Source organism: Streptomyces sp. NBC_00414, assembly GCF_036038375.1.
Lineage (GTDB): Bacteria > Actinomycetota > Actinomycetes > Streptomycetales > Streptomycetaceae > Streptomyces.
On record NZ_CP107935.1, the window covers coordinates 2,299,671 to 2,319,830 of the forward strand.

Here is a 20,160-nt window from a genome sequence, read left to right on the forward strand (position 1 = left end):
CTCTTGGGCCCCCACCACAGCCCCACCAAGGCCCCGCGGCTACTCCCTCGGGAGCAGGGGGCCCAGCGGGCCCAGATCCAGGTTCAGGTCCTCGGGGCGGAGCCCGTAGCGGTCCCGCAGCTCCGCCATCCGCTCGTCCAGGAGCATCAGCGTCAACCCGATCCGCTCCTCCTGGTCCTCCGACAGATCCCCCGTGTCGAACCGCCGCACGGCCTGCCGCTCCATCAGCTGCCGCAGCAACTCGACCACGGTCAGCACGAGCTTGATCAGATCCCGCTCCACGGTGTCCGGTTCGAGGTCGAGCCGACTCCGCCCGGCCTTCTTCCCGGCCCCGGAGCCGGGAACGGCCCCGGTCCCGGTCCCGTTCCCGGTTCCGAAGACCGCGTCGTCGACGACCCTCTGAAGTGCTTCCCCGGCGCTCACAGCATCGCCTCCCACGGCGCGGGAACGTTCTCGTTCACCGAGCTGATGAGCGCGTTCAGATCGATACGTACGAGATCGACGTCCGCGATCCGCAGGGTGAGGTCACCGGTGATGACGACCCCACCCGCGAGCAGCCGGTCGAGGAGGTCGACAAGAGCGATCTCCCGGCGTTCCACGACAGTCACGCGTCCTCCCCGCTGAACGAGTAGGCGGCCCACGGACCGGTCAGCTCGACCCGCAGTCCCGGCGCGTCGTCCTTGGTGCGGTCCACCAGTTCCACGAACGCCTCGGATTCCGTGCGCGACACCAGATAGGCGGCGTTCAGGAGGTTCCGGCCGGGCGCGCGGGAGAGCGCCGAGTTCTGCGGTGCGTGGATCCGGGTGTCCTCCGCGTACCCGGAAAGGGACTCGTGGAGCCGGGCCGCGAACTGCTCGGCCCGCTCGAACTTCTCCTCGCTCTCCCTGCGCTGGGCGCGCCGCTGCCGCAGATAGTCGCGCCCCGACCCGGCCCTGCCGGGAGCGGATGCCGACCGCGCGGCCGTACCGCCGGAGACGTCCGGCTCCCCGGAGGTCTCCGTGGGTTCCGAGTACACCTTCACGCCCCACTCCACCCGCCCGTCGAGCCGGTCGAGTGTCCGCAGGAAGGTCTCCTCCCGCTCCTCCATCATCGTCCGGACCCCGCTGTCGTCCAGGAACACCGTGGCGAGCCGGAGCGGCAGCGGCGAGGTGACGACGGTGAGGGCGTCGATCACGTTCTGGTGGGCCCGCGCGGTCGCGCCGAGCCAGTCCAGGTCCTCCAGATGGGCCCGCAGCGGCTCCTCCGCGAAGTCCGCCTCGGGCACCTGGCCGACGACCGCGACCAGGTCGCCGTGGACCAGTTGCTTGGGCGGCACGCCGGCCACCCCTGTCAGCTGGGCCGGCAGGGGTGTACCGAACGGGCGGCAGACGGCGTAGACGTAACGCAGGCCACTCATTCCTGGGCTTCCTTCTTCGCGGACTTCGAGGGTGCGCTCCTGCGCGCGGGCACTTCGGCGCGCGCTTCCTCCAGCTCCGCGACCTGCTCCCGCAACTCGGCGTTCTCACGGGCGAGTTCGTCGCGGCCGGCGCGGGAGGACAGCTGCGGATCGCTCTCCCACCAGTCGATCCCCATCTCCTTCGCCTTGTCGACGGAGCAGACGATGAGCCGCAGCTTGATGGTGAGCAGCTCGATGTCGAGCAGGTTGATGCGGATGTCACCCGCGATCACGATGCCCTTGTCCAGGACCCGTTCGAGGATGTCCGCGAGATTGGCGCCACCTCCGTTCCCGTAGGGGTCGGGCAGACGCTGAGCCGTGGTCATCGACGGCCCCTGGCGCCGGCGGGCTCACGCTCGCGCTCGTCCGCCTCCTCTTCCTCCGGGACCTCTTCGTCCTCGTACTCGGCCTCGGGGGCGTCCTCGTCCTCGTACGCCTCCTCGCCCTCCGGGACCTCCTCGTCCTCGTACTCGGCCTCGGGGGCGTCCTCGTCCTCGTAGCCCTCTTCGTCCTCGGGCAGCTCGTCCTCGGCGGACTCCTCGTGCTCCGGAGTCTCCTCGGCCGAGGCCTCGGTGTCCTCCGTGTCCTCGGAGGTCTGCTCGGCTTCCTCCTCCTCCGCGACCGCGTCCTCGTGGCTCGTGACGACCTCGCCGTCGCGGATCTCGCCGCGCCAGCCGTCGTCCGCCTCACCCTTGATGGTGATGAACCGGGCGAAGTTCTTCAGGTCGAGGCGTGCCCTGCGGCCCTGGGCGCGCCAGATGTTGCCGGTCTTCTCGAACAGACCCTTGGGGTAGTACTCGATGACCAGCAGCACGCGGGTGAGGTTCTCGGCGAGCGAGTGGAAGGTGACGACGCCCTTGGTGGTGCCCTTGGCGCCCTCGGACGTCCAGCTGATCCGCTGGTCCGCCACCTGCTCGGTGGTGTGGGCCTTCCAGCTGCGGCTGGACCAGAAGATCTTCATCTGCCAGTCGGACGTCGTGTCGTCGGCGCGGTTCGCGCTCTTGACGCCCTTGGCGAAGGTGCTGAAGTCCTGGTACTGGGTCCACTGGTCGTAGGCCGTGCGCAGCGGCACACCGACGTCGATGAACTCGATGATGACGGTGGGCTTCTTGCCGGCGCCGCCCTTGCGCCTGCCCTTGCCGCCGGTCAGGTTCTTGAACGCGCCGACCACGCTGTCCTTGGCCTTGCCCGCGCCGAGCTCCAGCGCGGTGCGCATCGGCCCCTTGCCGTCGGCCAGTTTGCGGCCGCCGTCGAGGGCGAGCTTGGCGAAGCCGGGGCTGTCGCCGGAGGCGATGTCGTTGAGCTTGCCCGTCGTCTGCCCGAGCTTGGTTCCGACTCCGACCAGCAGTCGCTGGGCCTGGGCGGCCAGGTATGCCTGGGCCTCCTCCTTGAGCCGGTCGACCGCCTCGCTCTGGGCGACGGAGGTCAACGGGTTGCTCTTGGCCTGCTTGGTCGCGGACCCGAGGGTGTCAGTCATCGTCGCCGCCTCCCCTCGTCGTACGGGCCCGGGTGGTGCGGCGCGTGGCGGTCTTCGCCGCGGCCGTCTTCCTGCCCGGAGCCTTCTTCGCGGCCCTGGCCGCCGTCTTCTTCGCCGGAGCCTCGTTGCCGGAGCTCCGCCTCTCGGCGGCCTTCTTCGCGGGCGCCTTCGAGGTCTTCTTCGCGGGAGCCCGCTTGCGGGGCCGCGGCTTCTCCTCGTCGTCGGCCGGCTCGCGGTCCGCCGCCTCGTCGTCGTCCGTGTCGCGGGTGCCGCGGGCGGAGTCGTCCGGGTCGTCGTCCTGCTCGTACTCGTCGTCGTCGTACTCGACGTCCTCGTACTCGTCGTCCGGCTCCTCGTCCCGCTTGCGGCGCTTCTTGCCGCCCACTCCCGGTACGTCGGGGACCGCGTCCGGGACCACGCCCGCGAGCTGGTCCTGCACCTGGCTGGTCCGCCCGTGCAGCCGGTCGGCGAGACCTGTGATCTGCCGCTCGACGAGTGCTCCGGTGGCGGCCTTGCCCACGCCGCGCAGGTCCCCGCGCAGCTGGTCGCCGATCTCCTTGAACTGCGGGTTGTTCTGCAGTTGCGTGGAGACCAGGTCCGCGAGCGCCCGCGGGCTGAGGTGCAGCCGTTTACCGGCCACCATGGTGCCGACGGCGAACGCCAGCTTCATCTTCTTCGTACGTCCGAGGACGTATCCGGCCCCTACGGCGAGGCCAAGCCCTAGTCGGTTCATTGTCCAGTCCCGTTGTTGCCTGTTCCGGTGCCCCTGGTCATGGCTGTCTCCAGCCTGTCGAGGAGCTCGTCCTCCATGCGGTCGAACTCCGCCTCGTCGATCTCGCCGGCCTCAAGACGCTCCTCGAGCCTGCCGAGTTCCGCGCGGACGACCGCCGGGTCGTAGTACTGGCGCTCGGCCTCGTTCACCACCTGCTTCATGGCCCAGAGGCTGCCGCGCACGGGGGCGAACGGCAGCATCAGGACCTCTCCGATCAGCCCCATGTCATCAACTCCTGTGTTCAGACGCTCAGTTGCTCGCCTTGGCGGGCTCGGAAGGGCCCGGCTCGACGAAGCTGTAAGGAGGCAGCGGTCCGTGGACCCGCAGATCGAGATGCGGGTGTCCCTTGCGGACCTCTTCGACGGCGGCGATGAACGTCTCGGCCGAGTCGCGGTCCACGAGGAACGAGAGGTTGGCCAGCCAGCCGGTGGACTCGGGGCCCACGCTGACGGCGGCGGCCTCCGGCTCCAGCGCCCGCTGGATCTCGGCGGCGTCCTCGACCTCTCGGTTCTTCACCGCGGCGACCACCATCTCGCCGAGGCGCAGCTTGTCGTCGTAGTTGCCGCCGCCCGCACTGCGGTTGGCCTCGGTGAGGGCCCTGACGTCCGGGTTCTCGGACATCACCCGGTGCAGTACGGCCTCTTCGTCGTGCGTGGCCTTGACGTTGTACTCGACCTTGCCCGCCAGCGCGTCGAGGCGCTCCTTGAAGTGCTCGGCGCGCTCGGCCAGGACGCTCGCCACGGCCGCGTCGTCCGTCGAGACACTGCCGAACCGCATGGGCAGCACCGGGCCGCCCGCGCCGGCCTCGGCCAGCACGTTCTGGTGGGCGAGCAGGTCCCTGCGCTTGGGCCGCAGCCCTTCGGGCGCGTCACTGACGACGGCGGCGAGGTCGCCCTCCTTGATGACACGCACCGCCAGAGCCGGCTCGCCGACGCCTTCCGTGCCGTCCGGGAGCGTGGGCAGCGAACTGGACGTGATGCCGTAGACGTACGTGCTCACTCCTGCTCCTCCTTACGGCGCGAGGCGGCGGTCTTGCGGGCACGCGGGCGCGACTCGGACTGGCTCTCCTCGCGGGACTGCTTGAACGCGTCGGAGATGGTCTCGGCGGCACCCGACAGGGCGCCCTTGGACTTGCCCTTCGCGCCGGACTCGGTGATCGAGCCGACGAGGTCGGGGAGTCCGGGGCTGCGCTTGGGTCCGGCTTCCAGGTCGAGGCGGTTGCACGCCTCGGCGAAGCGCAGATAGGTGTCGACGCTGGCTATGACGACACGTATGTCGATCTTGAGGATCTCGATGCCCACGAGGGAGACCCGAATGAAGGCATCGATGACGAGCCCGCGGTCGAGAACGAGCTCCAGGACGTCGTAGAGGCCGCTGGAGCCGCCTCCACCACCGGATTGCTGTGCCGGGACAACGGTCATACCGACCGGCCCTCCTTGTCTGTCGGGGTGTGTGGGCAGGTGGACGGGCTAGCGGCCGCCGGATTTCCGGTTGTCGGCCCTGCCGCGTTCGTAACGACGGACGCGTCGGTATCCGGTGAGTTCGCCGCGCGGGTCGAGGGTCACCTCGTAACTCGCGAGCAGACTCATCGTGTCGGGGACCCGGACCAGTTCCAGGACCTCGATCTCCAACGACCAGCCGTCCTCGGTGCGTTCGAACGACGACACCGACTCGGCCTCCATGCCGGTCAGCTCGGCGAGCTGGCCGCGCGCCTGGCGCAGCACGTCCATGGGACCCAGCTCGTCGTCGTCCGCAGCGCTCCTCTGCCTGCTCTTGGATGAGTTCGATGAACTCTGTGAATCTGATGTGTTGGATGTGTTCGACATGGCCACCTCGAACACCGAGTGACCGGCCGATCGTTGACCAAACCTGCGAGTGTCGGCGCTCAGCCCCGCAGGGCGTTCAGCCGGCGCCTGGCGGGCCCGAGCGCGCGACCGCTGCGCAGCAGCCCTGACCAGGGGTTGGTGCGGGCCTGGTCGACCGCGTCGGCGATCGTCCAGCGGCGCGGGCCGAGTTCCGCGTCTTCGAGCTGGTCCCAGGTGACGGGCGTGGCGACCGGGGCGCCCGGCCTGGCGCGGACGGTGAACGGGGCGACGGTGGTCTGGGCGTAGGCGTTGCGCTGGATGTCCAGATACAGCCGGTCGCCGCGGTCCTTCTTGCGGGCCTGTGTGGTGAGCCGGTCGGGGTGTGCCTCGGTGAGCGTGTCGGCGACGTCCTTGGCGAAGGTGTGCACCTCGTCGAAGCCGTGCCGCCCGTCGAGGGGTACGACGACGTGCAGTCCGCGTGAGCCGGTGGTCATCAGGGCCGACGGCAGCCGGAGTTCGTCGAGGAGTTCACCGAGGAGCCGCGCGGTGTCGCGTACCGGCTCGAAGTCGTCGGTGGCGGGGTCGAGGTCGAAGACCAGCCGGTCCGGCCGGTCGACCGTGCCGTCGGCCGAGACCCGGGCGAGCCACCGGTGCAGGGTCAGACAGGCCTGGTCGGCGAGGTAGACGAGGGTCGCGGTGTCCTCGCACACGGGGTGCAGGACCGTGCCGCCCTCCTTGGGCACCTCGACCCTGCTGATCCAGTCCGGATAGTGGTCCTGGACGTTCTTCTGCATGAACTTCGGCCCGTCGAGCCCGTCCGGGTACCGCTCCAGCATCAGGGGCCGCCCTCGCAGGTGCGGCAGCATGAACGGGGCGATCTCCCGGTGGTACGCGACGATGTCCGCCTTCGTGTACTCCTTCGCCCCTCCCCCGGCGGATCCACCGGACCCGCCGGATCCGCCGGGGAACATCACCTTGTCCGGCCGGTGCACCTCGACGGTCCGCCGGCCCGCGCGTACGGCAGTCATCGCACCACCGCGTTCTCCACCAGCAGTTTCACCGCGGCCACGATCGACTCGGCGTCGATGCCGGCCGCGCGCAACTGCTCGGCGGGGGTGGCCGAACCGGGCATGCCGCGTACGGCCAGGCGGACCAGGCGCGGGGTGGGGCGGCCGTCGAGGAAGGCGTCGAGGACCGCGTCACCGATGCCGCCCTCCTGGTGGTGGTCCTCGACGGTGAGCAGGCAGCCGGTCTGCTCGGCGGCCTCGCGCAGGGTCTCCCGGTCGACGGGCTTGACGGAGTACAGGTCGACGACCCGGACGGCGATGTTGTCGGCGGCGAGCGCGTCGGCGGCCTTCAGTGCCTCGTGGACGGTCACTCCGGCGGCGACGACGGTCAGCCGGTCGTCCGTGGAGCGCCTGAGCACCTTGCTGCCGCCGACGGGGAACTCCTCGTCGGGGCCGTACAGGACGGGCGTCGCGCCGCGTGAGGTCCGCAGATAGCGGATGCCGTCGAGGCCCGCCATCGTGGCGACGAGTGCGGCCGTCTGGTTGGCGTCGCACGGGTAGAGCACGGTCGAGCCGTACACCGCCCGGAACATGGCCAGGTCCTCGACGCCCATCTGTGAGGGCCCGTCCTCGCCGATCGCGACACCCGCGTGCGAGCCGACGAGGTTGATGCCCGCGCCGCTGACCGCCGCCATCCGGACGAAGTCGTGGGCGCGGGTGAGGAACGCGGCGAAGCTCGACGCGAACGGCACCCAGCCGCGTGTGGCGAGTCCCACGGCTGCGGCGACGAGTTGCTGCTCGGCGATGTAGCACTCGAAGTACCGGTCGGGGTGTTCCTTCGCGAAGAACTCGGCGCGGGTCGAGTCACCCACCTCGCCGTCGAGCGCGACGACGTCTCCGCGGGAGGTGCCGAGCGCGGTGAGCGCCTGGCCGAATGCGTCCCGGGTGGCGACCTCGTCGCCGGTCTCCCAGCGCGGGAGTTCCAGGTGTCCGGCCCGTACGGCGTGCAGCATCCGTGCGGCGGACGGCTGCCCGACCTCGACGCGCAGGTCGCGCGGGCCGCCGAGTTCCTCGATCGCCTCGTCGGCGTCGGGCAGCGGCTTGCCGTGCAGGCCCTCGCGGTCCTCCACCGACGCGACGCCCTTGCCCTTGAGGGTGCGGGCCAGGATCGCGGTCGGCTGCCCCGCTGTGGACACGGCCTCGCCGTACGCCCGCTCGATGTCCTCGACGTCATGGCCGTCGACCTCGACGGTGTGCCAGCCGAAGGCCTGGAAGCGGCGGGCGTACGCGTCGAGGTCGTGGCCGTGCCGGGTGGGGCCGCGCTGGCCGAGCCGGTTGACGTCCACGATCACGGTGAGGTTGTCGAGCTGCTCGTACGCCGCGTGCTCGGCGGCCTCCCAGACGGAGCCCTCGGCCAGCTCGCTGTCCCCGCACAGCACCCACACGCGGTAGCCCACCCGGTCGAGCCGCTTGCCCGACAGGGCGATGCCCACGCCGACGGGCAGGCCCTGGCCCAGCGATCCGGTGGCGGTCTCCACCCACGGCAGCCGGCGCGGTGTCGGATGCCCTTCGAGGCGGCTGCCCAGGGTGCGGAAGGTCAGCAGTTCACTGTCCTCGATGGCCCCGGCGGCCTTGTACGCGGCGTACAGCAGCGGCGAGGCGTGCCCCTTGGAGAGTACGAAGCGGTCGTTGCCCGGGTGGGTGGGCCGCTCGAAGTCGTAGCGGAACTGCCGGGCGAGGAGGACCGCCATGAGGTCGGCGGCGGACATCGAGGAGGTGGGGTGCCCGGAGCCCGCCGCGGCGGCCGCGCGCACGCTGTCGACGCGCAGCTGCTGGCCCAGCTCGATGAGTTCGGGGGTGTTCATGGTGTTCCTTCCACAGGGGGTTCCGCCGGGGGTTTCGCGAGAGGTCGCGCAGGGGGTCCGGTGCCGGGCCGGCCCGGCACGCGTGCCGTTTCGGGTGAGGCCGTGTCGAGCGGTACCGACCAGGACCTGACGAGGCCGAGCTGTACGCCCTGGCGGGGCAGTACGGCGTCCAGGAGCCAGTCCGCGGCGACCCGGACGCGGTTGCCCGGCATCGCGGCCAGGTGGTAGCCGCGGGTGACGGCTCCGGCGACCGGTCCGGAGAGCGGGACGCCGAGCGGGTTGGCGGCGGCCTTCACCCCGCCGAGGTCGACGACGAAGCCCAGGTCGCGGTGGCGGTAGGCGCGGGGTTCGCCGACGCCGAGCGAGGCCGCGACGTTGCGTCCGGCCGTCCGGCCCTGCCGCCAGGCGTGCTGCGCGGTCATCGGCGTGTACTCGCCCGGTTTCTCCAGGTCGGGCACGGCGGCCGCGTCACCGCAGGCGAACACCTCGGGTCGGCCGGGCACCTGGAGGTTCGGTTCGACGAGCAGCCTGCCCTGTTCCATGGGCAGCCCGAGGCCCTCGGCCAGCGGATCGGGCCGTACGCCGACGCACCAGACCAGGGTCCGGGTCCTGACGAGGTCGCCGTCGCTGAGCAGGACCCCGTCCCGGGTGGCCTCCTTCACGGAGGTTCCGGTACGGATCTCGACGCCCCGTTGCCGCAGTACGCGGTCGGCGGTGCGGGACAGTCGCTCGTCCAGCTCCGGGAGCACGCGCGGGGCGATGTCGACCAGCGTCCAGCGCGGCCACAGGCCCGTGCGGTGCGGCTGCCCGCGCACCAGGGCGTCGGTGAACAGCTGTCCGTGCGCGGCCACTTCGGTGCCGGTGTAGCCGGCGCCCACGACGACGAACGTGCACCGGGCGGCGCTGGTCGCGGGGTCGTCGGCGGCGGAGGCGAGTTCCACCTGCCGGGTCACGTGGTCGCGCAGGTACAGCGCCTCGGGCAGTCCCCGGAAGCCGTGCGCGTGCTCGGCCACACCGGGGACGGGCAGCAGTTTGTTGACGCTGCCGGCGGCGAGTACGAGCCGGTCGTAGGAGAGCGTGCCCTCGTCGCCCTCGGGGTCCGTGTAGTGGACGGTGCGCGCGTCGAGGTCGATGCCGTCGGCCTCGCCGAGCACCAGGCGTACCCGGGGCAGGGTGCCGGTCAGCGAGACGGTGACGCGGCGCGGCTCCAGGACACCGGCGGCCACCTGCGGCAGCAGGGGCAGGTAGAGGAAGTAGTCCGTCGGGTTCAGCAGGACGATGTCCACCGGGCCGGCCTTGCCCCGGGCCTGCCGGGACAGGGTCTGCGCCGCCCGGTACCCGGCGAAACCCGCTCCGACAATCACGACGCGGGGTCGGCTCATCGGTCGGCTCATCGTCGCCTCCGGCGGAATCGCGCATACGGGGCTTTCCGCGTCCCCCTGGCCCGGTTGCCCAAACGTCGGGCCCCGGGTCGGCGGCCGTGCACGCCGGGCCTGCGGGGACGCCCTCGGGCCGGGTTCCGGTCGCCGTGGAGAACCGGCGTGGCTCCTTCGACCTCTACCGACTTCTACCGCAGGAAGGCCGCCGCCGCAGCTCCGGAAGTGGACTTCGTGACGTGCCGTCCGGCCATGGCCGAGCCCGGGGCACGGCCGACGAGGTTCCCGGGCGGGCGGCGGGCAGGACGGACGCGGGCAGCGAAGGCCGGGGCCACACCTTTGTGGCCCCGGCCGGTATGAGGGTCCGGGCTGCGGCGCGGCTCACCGGGCCCGGGTGTCCGGGGCCGTGTTGCCGGGCGCGACCGGCGGCATCGGGGGCACGTCGAGTCCGTCGGCCGTACCTGCGGGGACGCCGCCGCCGGCCACCTGAGGGGCGCCGTCCGGGGCGGGCTTGTGCGCCGACGGCCGCGCCGCGTTCCGCAGCACGTACGCCAGCGCGCCGAGCACGGCGGCGGTGATCAGCGCGGCCGCCCAGTCGGGCAGGCCGATCGCGAGGGCGAGACCGACGGTGAGCGCGAGGGCCGCGCCCGCGTAGAGGGCGACGGCACCGGACGCGGCGTACATCGCGGCCGTCCGGCGCTGCTTGCGGGTCTGTTCCCGCAGCTCCTCGCGGATGGCGTCACGGGCCACCTGTGCCAACTCGTCGGCCAGGTGCTTGTCCAGATGTTCCATGTGATCGATGCGGTCCATGCGCTCCGGGTACCCGCCGCCTCCGGTGCGTAACGCCCGCCGGGCCGGACCGGACGTGCCGGGACACGGGATCCGTCCGAAACGATCTCCTTCCCGGCCGACCCCAACTAGGCTCGTCCGCATGGACATTCTGGGAGCCACGCTGCGCATCTGCGTCGACGACCTGGAGGCTGCGGTCCCCTTCTACGAGAGACTGGCGGGTGGACCGGCGCTCCGTTTCGAGCGCGGCGGTGTCTCCGTCGCCGCTGTCGGCTGCTTCCTGTTGATGAGCGGGCCGGAGTCGGAACTGGAAGTACTCCGCAAGGTCTCGGCGACCATCGCCGTCGAGGACGTCGACGAAGCCCACCGGGTGCTCACCGAGTCGGGCGCACACGTCGTCGCGGGCCCGGTGGCGACACCCGCCGGGCGCAACCTGATCGCGATGCACCCGGACGGGTACGTGTACGAGTACGCGGACCGCCGCACGTCGGAGTAGGTTCAGCCGGTGCCTTCGGTGCCGGGCGGGCGCATCCGGAAGTCGTAGCGCTCCGGCAGGGGTTCGTCGCAGATCCGGGACCACAGCAGCCCGATCGCCTCGGCTCCCTCGCGCAGGTCGGCCACCTCGAAACCGGCGTCGAAGACGGCACGCGCCGCGTCCCGGTCACCCTCGGCGAGCAGCAGCCGCGCCTCGATCAGCCGGAACCGGCCGCGTTCGCGGGTCGCCGGGCGCAGCCGTTCCCACACGGAGCGGGCGTCCGCGGCGCGCCCTGCCGCGAGCAGCGCACCGATCGCCTCGCGGCCGAGCGCGGCGGTGGCCGCCGTCCAGGTCTCGCCGTCGTCGCGCCGCTCCTGGCACAGGTCGTCGAAGGCGTCGGCGTACCGGTCGGCGGCCCGTTCCCGGTTGCCCGCCTCCTGGTCGGCGACGGCGAGGCAGCGCAGCAACGGCCAGAGGGACGGGGCGAGTTCGAGGCCGCGTTCCCAGCTGCGCACGGCCTGGGCCCGGTCGCCCGCGTGCCACTGGGCGACTCCCAGGTGGTATTCCGCGAGCGGTTCCGCGGGGGCCGTCTCCAGCATGTCCCGCCAGTGCGGGGCGACCAGCGTCTCTCCGGGCGGCCCGACCCGGCGCTGCTCCGGGAAGGAACCGGACCTGAGCAGCTCGGCCCACGGCTGCTGGGCGTCCCCGAGCGTGGCCTCGTCGAAGGGGGTGCCGGGCAACTTGTGTGCGGCGCGGAGCACTTCGAGCGCTCCCCAGCCGGAACCGACGGCGAGCACCTCCTCGGGTTCGGTGTCGGCGGAATCCAGCCAGCGCTCGTACGCCGTCTCGAACTCCGCTCGCGGCAGGGCCCGTTCCAGTCCCGCCTCGACCTCGGAGCGGGCGGCGGCCCAGTCGTCGCCGTGCACCTGACGCGCGTCGGTACTCAGCGGTCCGTACGCCTCCAGCCAGGTCACCTCGCTCTCCGCGTCGAGGCGTACGTGCTCCAACTGGGTGCGGGCCAGGCCCGCCTGGATCTCGCAGTAGCCGTCGGTGCCGGGCTCGGTGAGCCATTCCTGCCAGCGGCGCCCGCCGGTGCCGGTCCCCCACACGAAGAGTTTGCGTCCGCGCAGTGCGTCGGTGGAGGTCTGCGCCAGCCCGTGCCCGGCCTCGTCCAGGGCGGCGATCCAGCGCCGCTGCCCGTCGGGCACCTCGTAGAAGTAGTCGGCCGGGTACTCACCGCGCCGCGGATACGTCCGGTCGACACCCTCGTACGCCGGGACGGGCACCCGGCGCAGTCGTCGCTCGTACCCGAACTGCCAGGCCTCCTCGGCGGGCGCGAGCACCCTGCGGTCCTCCGGGACGGCGGTGTTGGACCACCAGTACAGCGGTGCGGCCCTCTCGTGCGGATTGCGGACGCGTACGCCGACGTACAGGAAGTCGGAGCCCTCCGGCAGCCACAGGTCGACCTGGAAGGGCAGGTCGCGCAGCCGCTCCCACTCCCACAGGCGCAGCATCCGTGTGCCGTCGGGGGCGGTGACGCGGGCCGCGTGCAGCGGTGAGCAGGCGAGGGTCGAATGGCCGGTGGCGCCGACGTTCCACTCGATGCCGCCGGAGAACCAGGCGCCGTTGAGCGCGAAGTCCGCGGGCTGCAACACCGGGTTCCGGTAGAGGAGTTCACGGTCGGACGGCTTGTGGAAGAGGGAGACGAGCCGGCCTCCGAAGCCGGGCAGCACGGTCGCTCGCAGCCGGTCGTTCTCCAGGACGAGGGTGTCGACCTCACGGGGCGTACGAGTCCTCCCGTACCCGTCCCGGACGCGCTCGGGCAGGAGGCTGCGCAGTGGTTCGTACCCCATCTGCCGGGCCATGTCGCGGGGCAGGCCCTCGCGTTCCCGCTCGCCCACGTGGTGCGTCTCGTCGAGCGGGCGCAGCGGTGGCAAAGGGTTGGCGGGGCCCAACTCCGCGACCGGAAGCGTCAGTACGTCACGTCGAATCGTCGTCACGTCGACCATGGAACAGGGTGGACGGCCGGCCGACCAGGGGCTCTTCCGGTCAGGATCCGGTCAGGACTGCGCAAAGGCCGCGACGACGATGTCGGCCAGGAGGGCGCCGGCGGTTCCGTCGGGGTCCAGGTCGGGGTCGTAGATCGTGACGTTGAAGCCGACGCAGTGCGGGGAGCGCACCAACGGCCGCAGCAGTGCGACCAGTTCGTCGGGCAGCAGCCCGTCGGGGTCGGGGCTGTCGACGGCGGGCATCACGGACGGGTCGAGCACGTCGGCGTCGAGATGCACCCAGAAGCCGTCCAGGTCGGGCACCTCGAAGGCTTCGGCGGTGGCCCGTGCCAGGGCGTCGGCGCCCCACTCCCGGATGTCGCCGACGGTCACCGTGGGCATCTTCAGCGCGGCCAGCTCAGCCCGGTCGTCCTCGAACTCGTCGCGGATGCCGAAGAACCGTACGTCCTCGTCGCGCAGATAGGGCTTGAGCCCTTCCAGGTCCGTCAGGTCGTCCTGGCCGCGGCCGGTGGCCAGGGCGACCTCCTCGCCGCCCGCCGCGCCGACGTGGCCGGAGTTGCCCGGGTGGCGGAAGTCGTGCGAGGCGTCCACCGCCGCGAGCCCGTAGCGGCCGATGCGGCGCAGCGCCAGTGAGGCGCCGAGCTGGATGGAACAGTCGCCGCCGAGGACGACGGGCAGTTCCCCGGCCCGTACGTGTGCCTCGATGCGGTCGGCGAGCGTGCGGGTGTACGTGGCGAGCGCGGCGGCGTTGAAGACGCCGTCGCCCTCCTGCCAGTCGCCGCGGTCGTAGCGCGGCGGTACGACCACGCCGCCCTCCAGGGCGTTCAGCCTCCGCACGATCCGCTGCTCGCGCAGGGCGCCGGCCAGCTTGTAGCAGCCGGGCACCGTGCCGGGGGCGGGCGGGCGGAGCCCGAGGTTCGAGGGGGCGTCCAGGACGACGAGATTCCGAAGAGCACTCACGTTCGAATCATATCGGCGGTGATGGCCCAGCGCTCATGATCCCGCCAGGCCCCGTCGATGAAGAGGAAGTCCGGCGAGAAGCCCTCCAGCCGGAACCCGCAGCGGTTCGCCAGCGCGATCGAAGCGGCGTTGCCCGGCTGGACGTTGATCTCCAGCCGGTGCAGCCCGAGCGTGCCGAACGCGTACCGCACGACCAGGTCGAGCCCCTCGCTCATCAGCCCGCGGCCGGCCGCGTGCGCGAAGGCCCCGTACCCGAGCGCCCCGCACAGGAAGGCGCCCTCGACGATGTTGTTGATGTTGACGAACCCGGCGATCCCCCCGCCGTCCTTCTCGCAGACGAAGAACCCGGCCTTGGTCGGATCGTCGATCAGCCGGCCCGCGTACGAGGTGTAGGCGGCGGGGGTGCCGGGCGGGAAGAGCCACGGCTGGTGCAGGGCCTTGCTCTCCCGGGCCCGGGCGGTGAACTCGGGCCCGTCCTCGTGGGTGAAGGGGCGAATACCCACGCGGGGGCCTTCGGCGAGGTACACGGACGCGGACGCGGTGGAGCCGGACATCCCGCCACGGTACGCCTGCGCTCCGCTCGGGGCGTGGGGGACCTCCTGCCGGCCGGTGTGGACGTGGGGGCTGGTCGCGCCGTTCCCCGCGCCCCTCAAAAGACGAAAGACTGCGCCGTTCCCCGCGCCCCTGGGGGGGGGAGCGCAGCGTTCAGCCCCGGCGGCGCATGAAGTACGCCCCGCACAGCGCTCCGATCACCGCCGTGGCGAGCAGCGCCATCCACAAGGGCATGGTCACCTCGGGAATCAGCAGACGGATCTTCGTGGCCCGGGTGTTCTCGAAGATGAAGACCAGCCCGAGAACGGCCAGCGCGACGACAGCCACCCGCCCGGGGGTGAGCAGGCTCCCCCTGCCCGCTCCCGCGCCACCACCACCGCCACTGTTCTGCGAAGTCTTCGGGCTCATGGGACCAGGATGGCCTCAGGAGCGGAGGTCACGCGCGGTGAGGGACCCCTCCGGGTGAGGTGAGGTGAGGTGCGGCCAGACCGGGCCTGGCCCATGGATGTCAGGCCAGGGCCGGTACATCCAGTGTCAGGGCCCCCGCCCCCGCGTCCAGCTCCGCCCGCACCCCGAACGGAATCGTCAGCGCCCCGTCCCCGTGCCCGAAGCCGAACTCCTCCGCGATCGGCACCCCGAGCCCGCCGAGCCGGTCGAGAACCAGGTCCCGCACCCGCTCGTACGGATCGCACCGGTCCCAGGACCCGAGCAGGATCCCCGCGACGCCGTCGAACCAGCCGGCCCGCAGGAGCTGGGTGAGGTAGCGGTCCAGGCGGTACGTCTCCTCGCCCACGTCCTCCAGGCACAGCAGGCCGCCGGCCGCGGAGGGCCGGGCGTGCGGTGTGCCCAGCTCGGAGGCGAGCAGGCACAGGCAGCCGCCGAGCAGGACGCCCGAGGCCCGCCCCGGGACCAGCGCCTGTCCGGCCGACCTGATGGTCCGCACGGTCTCCGGCTCGAAGAGGGTCGCCCTGAGGTGCTCCTGGGCGCGGGCGTTCTTGACGAAGTCGATGCCCGCGGCCATCGGGCCGTGCAGGGTCACGAGTCCCAGCCGGGCCGCGAAGGCCTCGTGGAGGGCCGTGATGTCGCTGAACCCGAGGAACACCTTGGGTCCCGCGGCCCGCAGGGCGTCCCAGTCGAGCAGGTCGGTCATGCGCTGTACGCCGTAGCCGCCGCGGGCGCAGAACACCGCGTCCACGGACGGGTCGCACCAGGCGGCCTGGAGGTCGGCCGCCCGGTCGGCGTCCGTGCCCGCCAGGTAGTCGAACCGCCCGTGCCGGTCCAGGACATGGGGTGCGACGACCGGTTCCAGGTCCCAGCCGCGCAGGATGTCGAGGCCCGCCTGGAGGCGTTCCTCGGGCACGGGCCCGCTCGGCGCGACGACGGCGACCCGGGCTCCGGCGACCAGCCGCGGCGGCCTGACAAGGTCCTTCAACGGCCGGTCACTTGACGAGCTCCAGTGCGGGAACGCCGGGCGGAGTGAGGCCGAACACCTGCGCGTACAGGGAGAGTTCGGCCTCCAGGGCGCGCACCATCGTGTCGGTGCGGCGGAAGCCGTGGCCCTCGCCCTCGAAGGTGATGTAGGCGTGCGGCACGGACTGTGCCCGCTCCTCCAGCCTGGCCAGGAACCGCTCGCACTGGGCGGGCGGGCAGATGACGTCGTCGAGGCCCTGGAGGAGCAGGAAGGGCGCGGTGACCCGGTCGGCGTGCTCGGTGGGCGACCGCTCCGCGTACCGTCCGGGGACCTCGGCGCGCGGTCCGATCAGGCTCTCCAGGTACTGGGACTCGAAGTCGTGGGTCTCGCCGACGCCCCAGCCCACCAGGTCGAGGACGGGGTAGAGGATCGTCCCGCACGCGTAGACGTCGGTGCTCACCAGCGAGGCGGCCGTGGTCCAGCCGCCCGCGCTGCCGCCCCGGACGGCCAGCCGGTCGCGGTCGGCGGTGCCCTCCTCGGCGAGGGCCAGGGCGACGGCCGCGCAGTCCTCGACGTCCACGACACCCCACTGCTCGCGCAGCCGGTTGCGGTACTCGCGCCCGTATCCGGTGGAGCCGCCGTAGTTGACCTCGGCGACCCCGATGCCGCGCGAGGTGAAGTACGCGATCTGCAGGTCGAGGACGAGCGGGGCACGGCCGGTGGGTCCGCCGTGCGCCCAGACGACGTAGGGCGGGAGCACATCGCCGGGAGCCACGTGGCCGGGGTGGTGGGGCGGGTAGACGTGGGCGTGGATATCCCGCCCGGCGGGCCCGGTGAACGTACGGATCTGCGGTTCCGGGTAGTAGGCGGGGTCCACCGGGTCGTTGTGCGGGGCTCCCACGACACGGGCCCGTCCGGTCCGGGCGTCCAGTTCCACGACCTCGTAGGCGCTGCGCGGGCTGGCGGCGACGGTGACGACGCGGCTGCCGTCGACGGCGAGGGTGGCCTCGTACTCGCTCCAGGGTCCGGCCGCGTCGACGACCTCGCCGGTCTCCGGGTCGAGGATGCCGAGCGCGGTGGCGCCCCGGCCGTGCACGACGGCGATCAGTCCGCTGTCGAGCGGTGCGAACCAGCGGCGGCCGATCGTCCACAGCGGGCCGCCGAACTCCTCCTCGCGCGTGCACAGCGCTTCGCCGTCGCGGTAGAGGTTCCACCAGCCGGTGCGGTCGCTGGAGTAAAGGAGGGCTCCGTCCCGGTCCCAGTCGGCCTGGGCGATCGCCTCGTCCGGTCCGCCCGCGGCCCTGCGGGGTTCCCCGAACGTGCCGTCGGGGGTCACGTCGGCGACCATCAGCTCGGTGCCGTCCCACGGCATCCGCGGGTGGTCCCAGACCAGCCAGGCCGCGCGGCGCCCGTCGGGCGAGACCCGCGGCCCGGTGACGAACCGGTGCTGTCCGTCGGTGAGTTCGCGCACCGCCTCCCGGTCCTCGGCGGCCGATCCGTCCAGCGGCACCGCGGCGACGACCCGCCGCACATCGCTGGGCCCCTCGCCGGTGAACTCCTCCAGTACGCACCAGACCTCGTCGAGTTCCAGGTGCAGCCGCGGGTCCACCCACCGCAGTCCGCCGCCGACGGAGGAGAGGGGAGTGAGGGGGCGCGGGCCCTTCCCGGGGTCGGCGGGCTCGTACGCGTACAGCCGCTGGTCGGCGAAGTTCACGAACACGACCACCGGGCCGTCCTCGCCGGCCGTGCCGGCCCAGGGCTGTCCGCCGTACTCGACGACGCGGCTGCGGACGTTCCACGGGGCGGGCAGGACCGACTCCTCGGTGCCGTCGGCGCGGCGGCGCACCAGGGTGCGACGGCCGCCCTCGGCGGGCCGGGGCTCGGTCCACCAGGCCTCGTCGCCGACGAAGCCGACGTAGTCGGGGTGCCCGTCGTGTGCGGCGGCGAGCGCCGCGTCGATGGGCGAGGGCCAGGAACCGTAGGCCAGCGTCTGCACTGTGTCCCCCATTTTTTTCCTCTAGGCCGTGCGCAGGAAGCGGTCGAGTACCCGGACACCGAAATGCAGTGCCTCGACGGGCACCCGTTCGTCGACTCCGTGGAAGAGCGCCTGGTAGTCGAAGCCCGGCGGGAGTTTCAGCGGCGCGAATCCGTAGCCGGTGATGCCCAGCCGCGAGAACTGCTTGGCGTCCGTGCCGCCCGACATGCAGTAGGGCACGACGTTCCCCTCGGGCGCGAACTCCTCCACGGCGGCCCGCATACGGGCGTACGTCGTCGAGTCCAGCGGCGCCTGCAGGGCGACCTCGCGGTGGACGAACTCCCAGTCCACGTCCGGCCCGGTGAGCTGGTCGAGGGTGGCCCGGAACTCGTCCTCGGTACCGGCCAGAAAGCGTCCGTCGACGTGCGCGCTCGCCTCGCCGGGGATCACGTTGACCTTGTAACCGGCGTCCAGCATGGTCGGGTTGGCGCTGTTGCGGACCGTTGCCTCGACGAGGGACGCGGCGGGGCCGATCTTCTCCATCAGCCGGTCGACGCCGTCGGGATCGTCGAGATCGGGCTCGACGCCGTACAGCACGGCGAGTTCGGTGAGTGCCGCGCGGACCGTCGGGGTGAGCCGTACGGGCCACTGGTGGTCGCCGATCCGGGCGATCGCGGCGGCGAGCCGGGTCACCGCGTTGGACCGGTTCACCTTGGAGCCGTGGCCGGCCCGGCCGCGGGCGGTGAGCTTGAGCCAGCCGGTGCCGCGCTCACCGGCGGCGAGGGGGTACAGCTGACGCCCGCCGCCGTCGTGGAAGGTGAACGCCCCGGACTCGCTGATGCCCTCGGTGCACCCCCCGAAGAGCCCCGCGTGCCGGTCGGCGAGGAAGCCCGAGCCGTCCTCGGCGCTCGCCTCCTCGTCCGCGGTGAACGCGATCACCAGGTCGCGGCGGGGGCGTACACCGGAGCGCGCCCACTGCCGGACGACCGCGAGGATCATCGCGTCCATGTTCTTCATGTCGACGGCGCCGCGCCCCCAGACGACCCCGTCGCGGACTTCGCCGGAGAACGGATGGACGCTCCAGTCCTCCGCCTGCGCGGGTACGACGTCCAGGTGACCGTGGACGAGCAGCGCGTCAGCGGACGGGTCGGTGCCCTCCAGGCGTGCGACGACGTTCGTACGCCCCTTGGTGCGCTCCAGGAGGGTCGGCTCCAGCCCTGCCTCGGCGAGCCGGGCGGCGGCGTACTCGGCGGCCGGCCGCTCCTGGCAGTCGCCGCCACCGCGGTTGGTGGTGTCGATGCGGATGAGGTCGGAGGTGAACCGGACGACCTCGTCCAGTGCCCGCTCGTCGACGGTCGGCTCTTGTGTCGCGCTGATGTCAGCCATAGGTCTCCTCCACGGCAGCCGAGACGATCGTGGTGACCGCCTTGAAGGTCCGGATGCCCTCGTACATGGTGGCGCTGGTGTACGCCACCTTCCGTTCCCCGCTCTGTTCGACGCCCGGGACGACGGTGGCCGCCATCGCCAGGTGTTCGGCGTCGAACTCCAGGGCCACGGTGAAGGGCCCCGCCTGAGCGGGCTCGTGCCGTACCGCGAGCCGCGCCGCCTCCTTGGCCGCCGAGCGGATGTCCGCCGCCGTACGGGCCGGGGTGCGGCACACGGCCGCGTACCGCGAGACATGGTCCTTGACGGCGACCTTCAGTGCCTCGGGCGCGTAGCCGAGCGCGTCCTCGCAGGCCACGTCGTCACCGGTGACCAGCACGACGGGGACTCCGTACTCGGCGACGACGCGCGCGTTGAGCAGGCCCTCGCTGGCCCGCTCGCCGTTGATCCACACGCCGGTGATCGAGTTGGCGAGGTAGGTGTGGGCGAGGACGCCCTCCATGCCCGCTCCCGCGTGGTAGCCGACGAAGGCGATGCCGTCGACGTCGCCGTGCTGCACGCCCTCGACCATGGAGAGCGACTTGTGCCGCCCTGTGAGCATCTGCGCCCGTTCGTCCAGTTGTTCCAGGAGCAGGTTGCGCATGGTCCAGTGGGCCTCGTTGACGAGGACCTCGTCGGCGCCGCCGTCGAGGAAGCCGAGGACCGCGGCGTTCACGTCCGAGGTGAACATCGACCGGCACCGCTCCCACTGCGGTGTGCCCGGCAGCACGTCGGCCGGCCAGGTCACCCCGGTGGCGCCCTCCATGTCGGCGCTGATGAGGATCTTTACCATGCACCAGTTGTATCGCAGTCGCGATGCGCCCCACAGG

Annotated in this window: 23 protein-coding genes; 1 reads left to right on the forward strand and 22 read right to left on the reverse strand. The window is 72.0% G+C overall.

Annotated elements, in window-relative coordinates; translation table 11 throughout:
- Positions 1 to 39: 39 nt before the first annotated feature.
- From OHS59_RS09850 to OHS59_RS09915, 14 genes are all read right to left on the reverse strand, one after another.
- Positions 40 to 423 (reverse strand): gas vesicle protein K, encoded by a 384-nt coding sequence (locus OHS59_RS09850; RefSeq protein ID WP_328493004.1) that lies wholly within the window; start codon positions 421 to 423, stop codon positions 40 to 42.
- Positions 420 to 608 (reverse strand): gas vesicle protein, encoded by a 189-nt coding sequence (locus OHS59_RS09855; protein ID WP_328493005.1) that lies wholly within the window; start codon positions 606 to 608, stop codon positions 420 to 422. Before OHS59_RS09855 ends, OHS59_RS09850 begins: the two co-directional genes overlap by 4 nt.
- Entirely contained in the window at positions 605 to 1,396 is a 792-nt protein-coding gene (locus OHS59_RS09860; protein ID WP_328493006.1) for a GvpL/GvpF family gas vesicle protein, read from the reverse strand. Before OHS59_RS09860 ends, OHS59_RS09855 begins: the two co-directional genes overlap by 4 nt.
- Positions 1,393 to 1,761 carry a gas vesicle protein gene (locus OHS59_RS09865; protein WP_328493007.1) on the reverse strand — a complete coding sequence of 123 codons (369 nt, stop codon included), beginning with the start codon at positions 1,759 to 1,761 and terminating at the stop codon, positions 1,393 to 1,395. Before OHS59_RS09865 ends, OHS59_RS09860 begins: the two co-directional genes overlap by 4 nt.
- Positions 1,758 to 2,912, reverse strand: a complete 1,155-nt coding sequence (locus tag OHS59_RS09870; protein WP_328493008.1) for an SRPBCC family protein — start codon at positions 2,910 to 2,912, stop codon at positions 1,758 to 1,760. Before OHS59_RS09870 ends, OHS59_RS09865 begins: the two co-directional genes overlap by 4 nt.
- Entirely contained in the window at positions 2,905 to 3,645 is a 741-nt protein-coding gene (locus OHS59_RS09875; RefSeq protein ID WP_328493009.1) for a DNA primase, read from the reverse strand. Before OHS59_RS09875 ends, OHS59_RS09870 begins: the two co-directional genes overlap by 8 nt.
- Positions 3,642 to 3,908, reverse strand: coding sequence for a gas vesicle protein GvpG (locus OHS59_RS09880; protein ID WP_328493010.1), 267 nt, complete (start codon positions 3,906 to 3,908; stop codon positions 3,642 to 3,644). The genes OHS59_RS09875 and OHS59_RS09880 overlap by 4 nt, the downstream gene beginning before the upstream one ends.
- A 25-nt stretch (positions 3,909 to 3,933) precedes the next feature.
- Entirely contained in the window at positions 3,934 to 4,683 is a 750-nt protein-coding gene (locus OHS59_RS09885) for a GvpL/GvpF family gas vesicle protein (protein WP_328493011.1), read from the reverse strand.
- Entirely contained in the window at positions 4,680 to 5,105 is a 426-nt protein-coding gene (locus OHS59_RS09890; protein ID WP_248776658.1) for a gas vesicle structural protein GvpA, read from the reverse strand. Before OHS59_RS09890 ends, OHS59_RS09885 begins: the two co-directional genes overlap by 4 nt.
- 48 nt (positions 5,106 to 5,153) lie before the next feature.
- Positions 5,154 to 5,510 carry a gas vesicle protein GvpO gene (locus tag OHS59_RS09895; RefSeq protein WP_328493012.1) on the reverse strand — a complete coding sequence of 119 codons (357 nt, stop codon included), beginning with the start codon at positions 5,508 to 5,510 and terminating at the stop codon, positions 5,154 to 5,156.
- A 59-nt stretch (positions 5,511 to 5,569) separates the two neighbouring features.
- Entirely contained in the window at positions 5,570 to 6,517 is a 948-nt protein-coding gene (gene ligD / locus OHS59_RS09900) for a non-homologous end-joining DNA ligase (RefSeq protein ID WP_328493013.1), read from the reverse strand.
- A complete protein-coding gene (locus OHS59_RS09905; protein ID WP_328493014.1) occupies positions 6,514 to 8,361 on the reverse strand; it encodes a transketolase in 1,848 nt (615 codons plus the stop codon). Before OHS59_RS09905 ends, ligD begins: the two co-directional genes overlap by 4 nt.
- Positions 8,358 to 9,743, reverse strand: coding sequence for an NAD(P)/FAD-dependent oxidoreductase (locus tag OHS59_RS09910; RefSeq protein ID WP_328493015.1), 1,386 nt, complete (start codon positions 9,741 to 9,743; stop codon positions 8,358 to 8,360). The genes OHS59_RS09905 and OHS59_RS09910 overlap by 4 nt, the downstream gene beginning before the upstream one ends.
- 375 nt (positions 9,744 to 10,118) lie before the next feature.
- The gene (locus OHS59_RS09915; RefSeq protein ID WP_328493016.1) at positions 10,119 to 10,547 is read right to left on the reverse strand and encodes a phage holin family protein; all 429 of its coding nucleotides are present in this window, start codon (positions 10,545 to 10,547) and stop codon (positions 10,119 to 10,121) included.
- A 121-nt stretch (positions 10,548 to 10,668) separates the two neighbouring features.
- Between OHS59_RS09915 and OHS59_RS09920 the strand changes: the two genes are divergently transcribed.
- On the forward strand, positions 10,669 to 11,022 hold the full coding sequence (locus tag OHS59_RS09920; protein ID WP_328493017.1) for a VOC family protein: 354 nt from the start codon (positions 10,669 to 10,671) through the stop codon (positions 11,020 to 11,022).
- A 2-nt stretch (positions 11,023 to 11,024) separates the two neighbouring features.
- Here OHS59_RS09920 and OHS59_RS09925 read toward each other — a convergent pair whose 3' ends face one another.
- The 8 genes from OHS59_RS09925 to OHS59_RS09960 form a co-directional block, all read right to left on the reverse strand.
- Positions 11,025 to 13,010, reverse strand: a complete 1,986-nt coding sequence (locus OHS59_RS09925; protein WP_328493018.1) for a DUF5107 domain-containing protein — start codon at positions 13,008 to 13,010, stop codon at positions 11,025 to 11,027.
- A 51-nt stretch (positions 13,011 to 13,061) separates the two neighbouring features.
- Positions 13,062 to 13,970 carry an arginase family protein gene (locus OHS59_RS09930; RefSeq protein WP_328493019.1) on the reverse strand — a complete coding sequence of 303 codons (909 nt, stop codon included), beginning with the start codon at positions 13,968 to 13,970 and terminating at the stop codon, positions 13,062 to 13,064.
- Entirely contained in the window at positions 13,967 to 14,524 is a 558-nt protein-coding gene (locus tag OHS59_RS09935; RefSeq protein WP_328493020.1) for a GNAT family N-acetyltransferase, read from the reverse strand. The genes OHS59_RS09930 and OHS59_RS09935 overlap by 4 nt, the downstream gene beginning before the upstream one ends.
- A gap of 151 nt (positions 14,525 to 14,675) precedes the next feature.
- On the reverse strand, positions 14,676 to 14,930 hold the full coding sequence (locus OHS59_RS09940; RefSeq protein ID WP_328493021.1) for a DUF1049 domain-containing protein: 255 nt from the start codon (positions 14,928 to 14,930) through the stop codon (positions 14,676 to 14,678).
- Positions 14,931 to 15,030: 100 nt separating this feature from the next.
- The gene (locus OHS59_RS09945) at positions 15,031 to 15,954 is read right to left on the reverse strand and encodes a S66 peptidase family protein (protein WP_328493022.1); all 924 of its coding nucleotides are present in this window, start codon (positions 15,952 to 15,954) and stop codon (positions 15,031 to 15,033) included.
- 7 nt (positions 15,955 to 15,961) lie between these two features.
- Positions 15,962 to 17,941: a prolyl oligopeptidase family serine peptidase gene (locus tag OHS59_RS09950; protein ID WP_328493023.1), complete on the reverse strand. Its 1,980-nt coding sequence runs from the start codon at positions 17,939 to 17,941 to the stop codon at positions 15,962 to 15,964.
- Positions 17,942 to 17,950: 9 nt separating this feature from the next.
- Complete coding sequence (locus OHS59_RS09955; protein WP_328493024.1) at positions 17,951 to 19,294, reverse strand: M20/M25/M40 family metallo-hydrolase; 1,344 nt, start codon at positions 19,292 to 19,294, stop codon at positions 17,951 to 17,953.
- Entirely contained in the window at positions 19,287 to 20,123 is an 837-nt protein-coding gene (locus tag OHS59_RS09960) for a M55 family metallopeptidase (protein WP_328493025.1), read from the reverse strand. The genes OHS59_RS09955 and OHS59_RS09960 overlap by 8 nt, the downstream gene beginning before the upstream one ends.
- Positions 20,124 to 20,160 lie beyond the last annotated feature (37 nt).

Excerpts from the sequence above, each read along its gene's own strand:
- OHS59_RS09890 (WP_248776658.1), bottom strand. The coding sequence starts at position 5,105 with ATGACCGTTGTCCCGGCACAGCAATCCGGTGGTGGAGGCGGCTCCAGC.
- OHS59_RS09905 (WP_328493014.1), bottom strand. The coding sequence starts at position 8,361 with ATGAACACCCCCGAACTCATCGAGCTGGGCCAGCAGCTGCGCGTCGAC.
- OHS59_RS09875 (WP_328493009.1), bottom strand. The coding sequence starts at position 3,645 with ATGAACCGACTAGGGCTTGGCCTCGCCGTAGGGGCCGGATACGTCCTC.
- ligD (WP_328493013.1), bottom strand. The coding sequence starts at position 6,517 with ATGACTGCCGTACGCGCGGGCCGGCGGACCGTCGAGGTGCACCGGCCG.
- OHS59_RS09910 (WP_328493015.1), bottom strand. The coding sequence starts at position 9,743 with ATGAGCCGACCCCGCGTCGTGATTGTCGGAGCGGGTTTCGCCGGGTAC.
- OHS59_RS09920 (WP_328493017.1), top strand. The coding sequence starts at position 10,669 with ATGGACATTCTGGGAGCCACGCTGCGCATCTGCGTCGACGACCTGGAG.
- OHS59_RS09895 (WP_328493012.1), bottom strand. The coding sequence starts at position 5,510 with ATGTCGAACACATCCAACACATCAGATTCACAGAGTTCATCGAACTCA.
- OHS59_RS09870 (WP_328493008.1), bottom strand. The coding sequence starts at position 2,912 with ATGACTGACACCCTCGGGTCCGCGACCAAGCAGGCCAAGAGCAACCCG.
- OHS59_RS09915 (WP_328493016.1), bottom strand. The coding sequence starts at position 10,547 with ATGGACCGCATCGATCACATGGAACATCTGGACAAGCACCTGGCCGAC.
- OHS59_RS09860 (WP_328493006.1), bottom strand. The coding sequence starts at position 1,396 with ATGAGTGGCCTGCGTTACGTCTACGCCGTCTGCCGCCCGTTCGGTACA.
- OHS59_RS09935 (WP_328493020.1), bottom strand. The coding sequence starts at position 14,524 with ATGTCCGGCTCCACCGCGTCCGCGTCCGTGTACCTCGCCGAAGGCCCC.
- OHS59_RS09880 (WP_328493010.1), bottom strand. The coding sequence starts at position 3,908 with ATGGGGCTGATCGGAGAGGTCCTGATGCTGCCGTTCGCCCCCGTGCGC.
- OHS59_RS09940 (WP_328493021.1), bottom strand. The coding sequence starts at position 14,930 with ATGAGCCCGAAGACTTCGCAGAACAGTGGCGGTGGTGGTGGCGCGGGA.
- OHS59_RS09960 (WP_328493025.1), bottom strand. The coding sequence starts at position 20,123 with ATGGTAAAGATCCTCATCAGCGCCGACATGGAGGGCGCCACCGGGGTG.
- OHS59_RS09950 (WP_328493023.1), bottom strand. The coding sequence starts at position 17,941 with ATGGGGGACACAGTGCAGACGCTGGCCTACGGTTCCTGGCCCTCGCCC.
- OHS59_RS09865 (WP_328493007.1), bottom strand. The coding sequence starts at position 1,761 with ATGACCACGGCTCAGCGTCTGCCCGACCCCTACGGGAACGGAGGTGGC.
- OHS59_RS09955 (WP_328493024.1), bottom strand. The coding sequence starts at position 19,294 with ATGGCTGACATCAGCGCGACACAAGAGCCGACCGTCGACGAGCGGGCA.
- OHS59_RS09925 (WP_328493018.1), bottom strand. The coding sequence starts at position 13,010 with ATGGTCGACGTGACGACGATTCGACGTGACGTACTGACGCTTCCGGTC.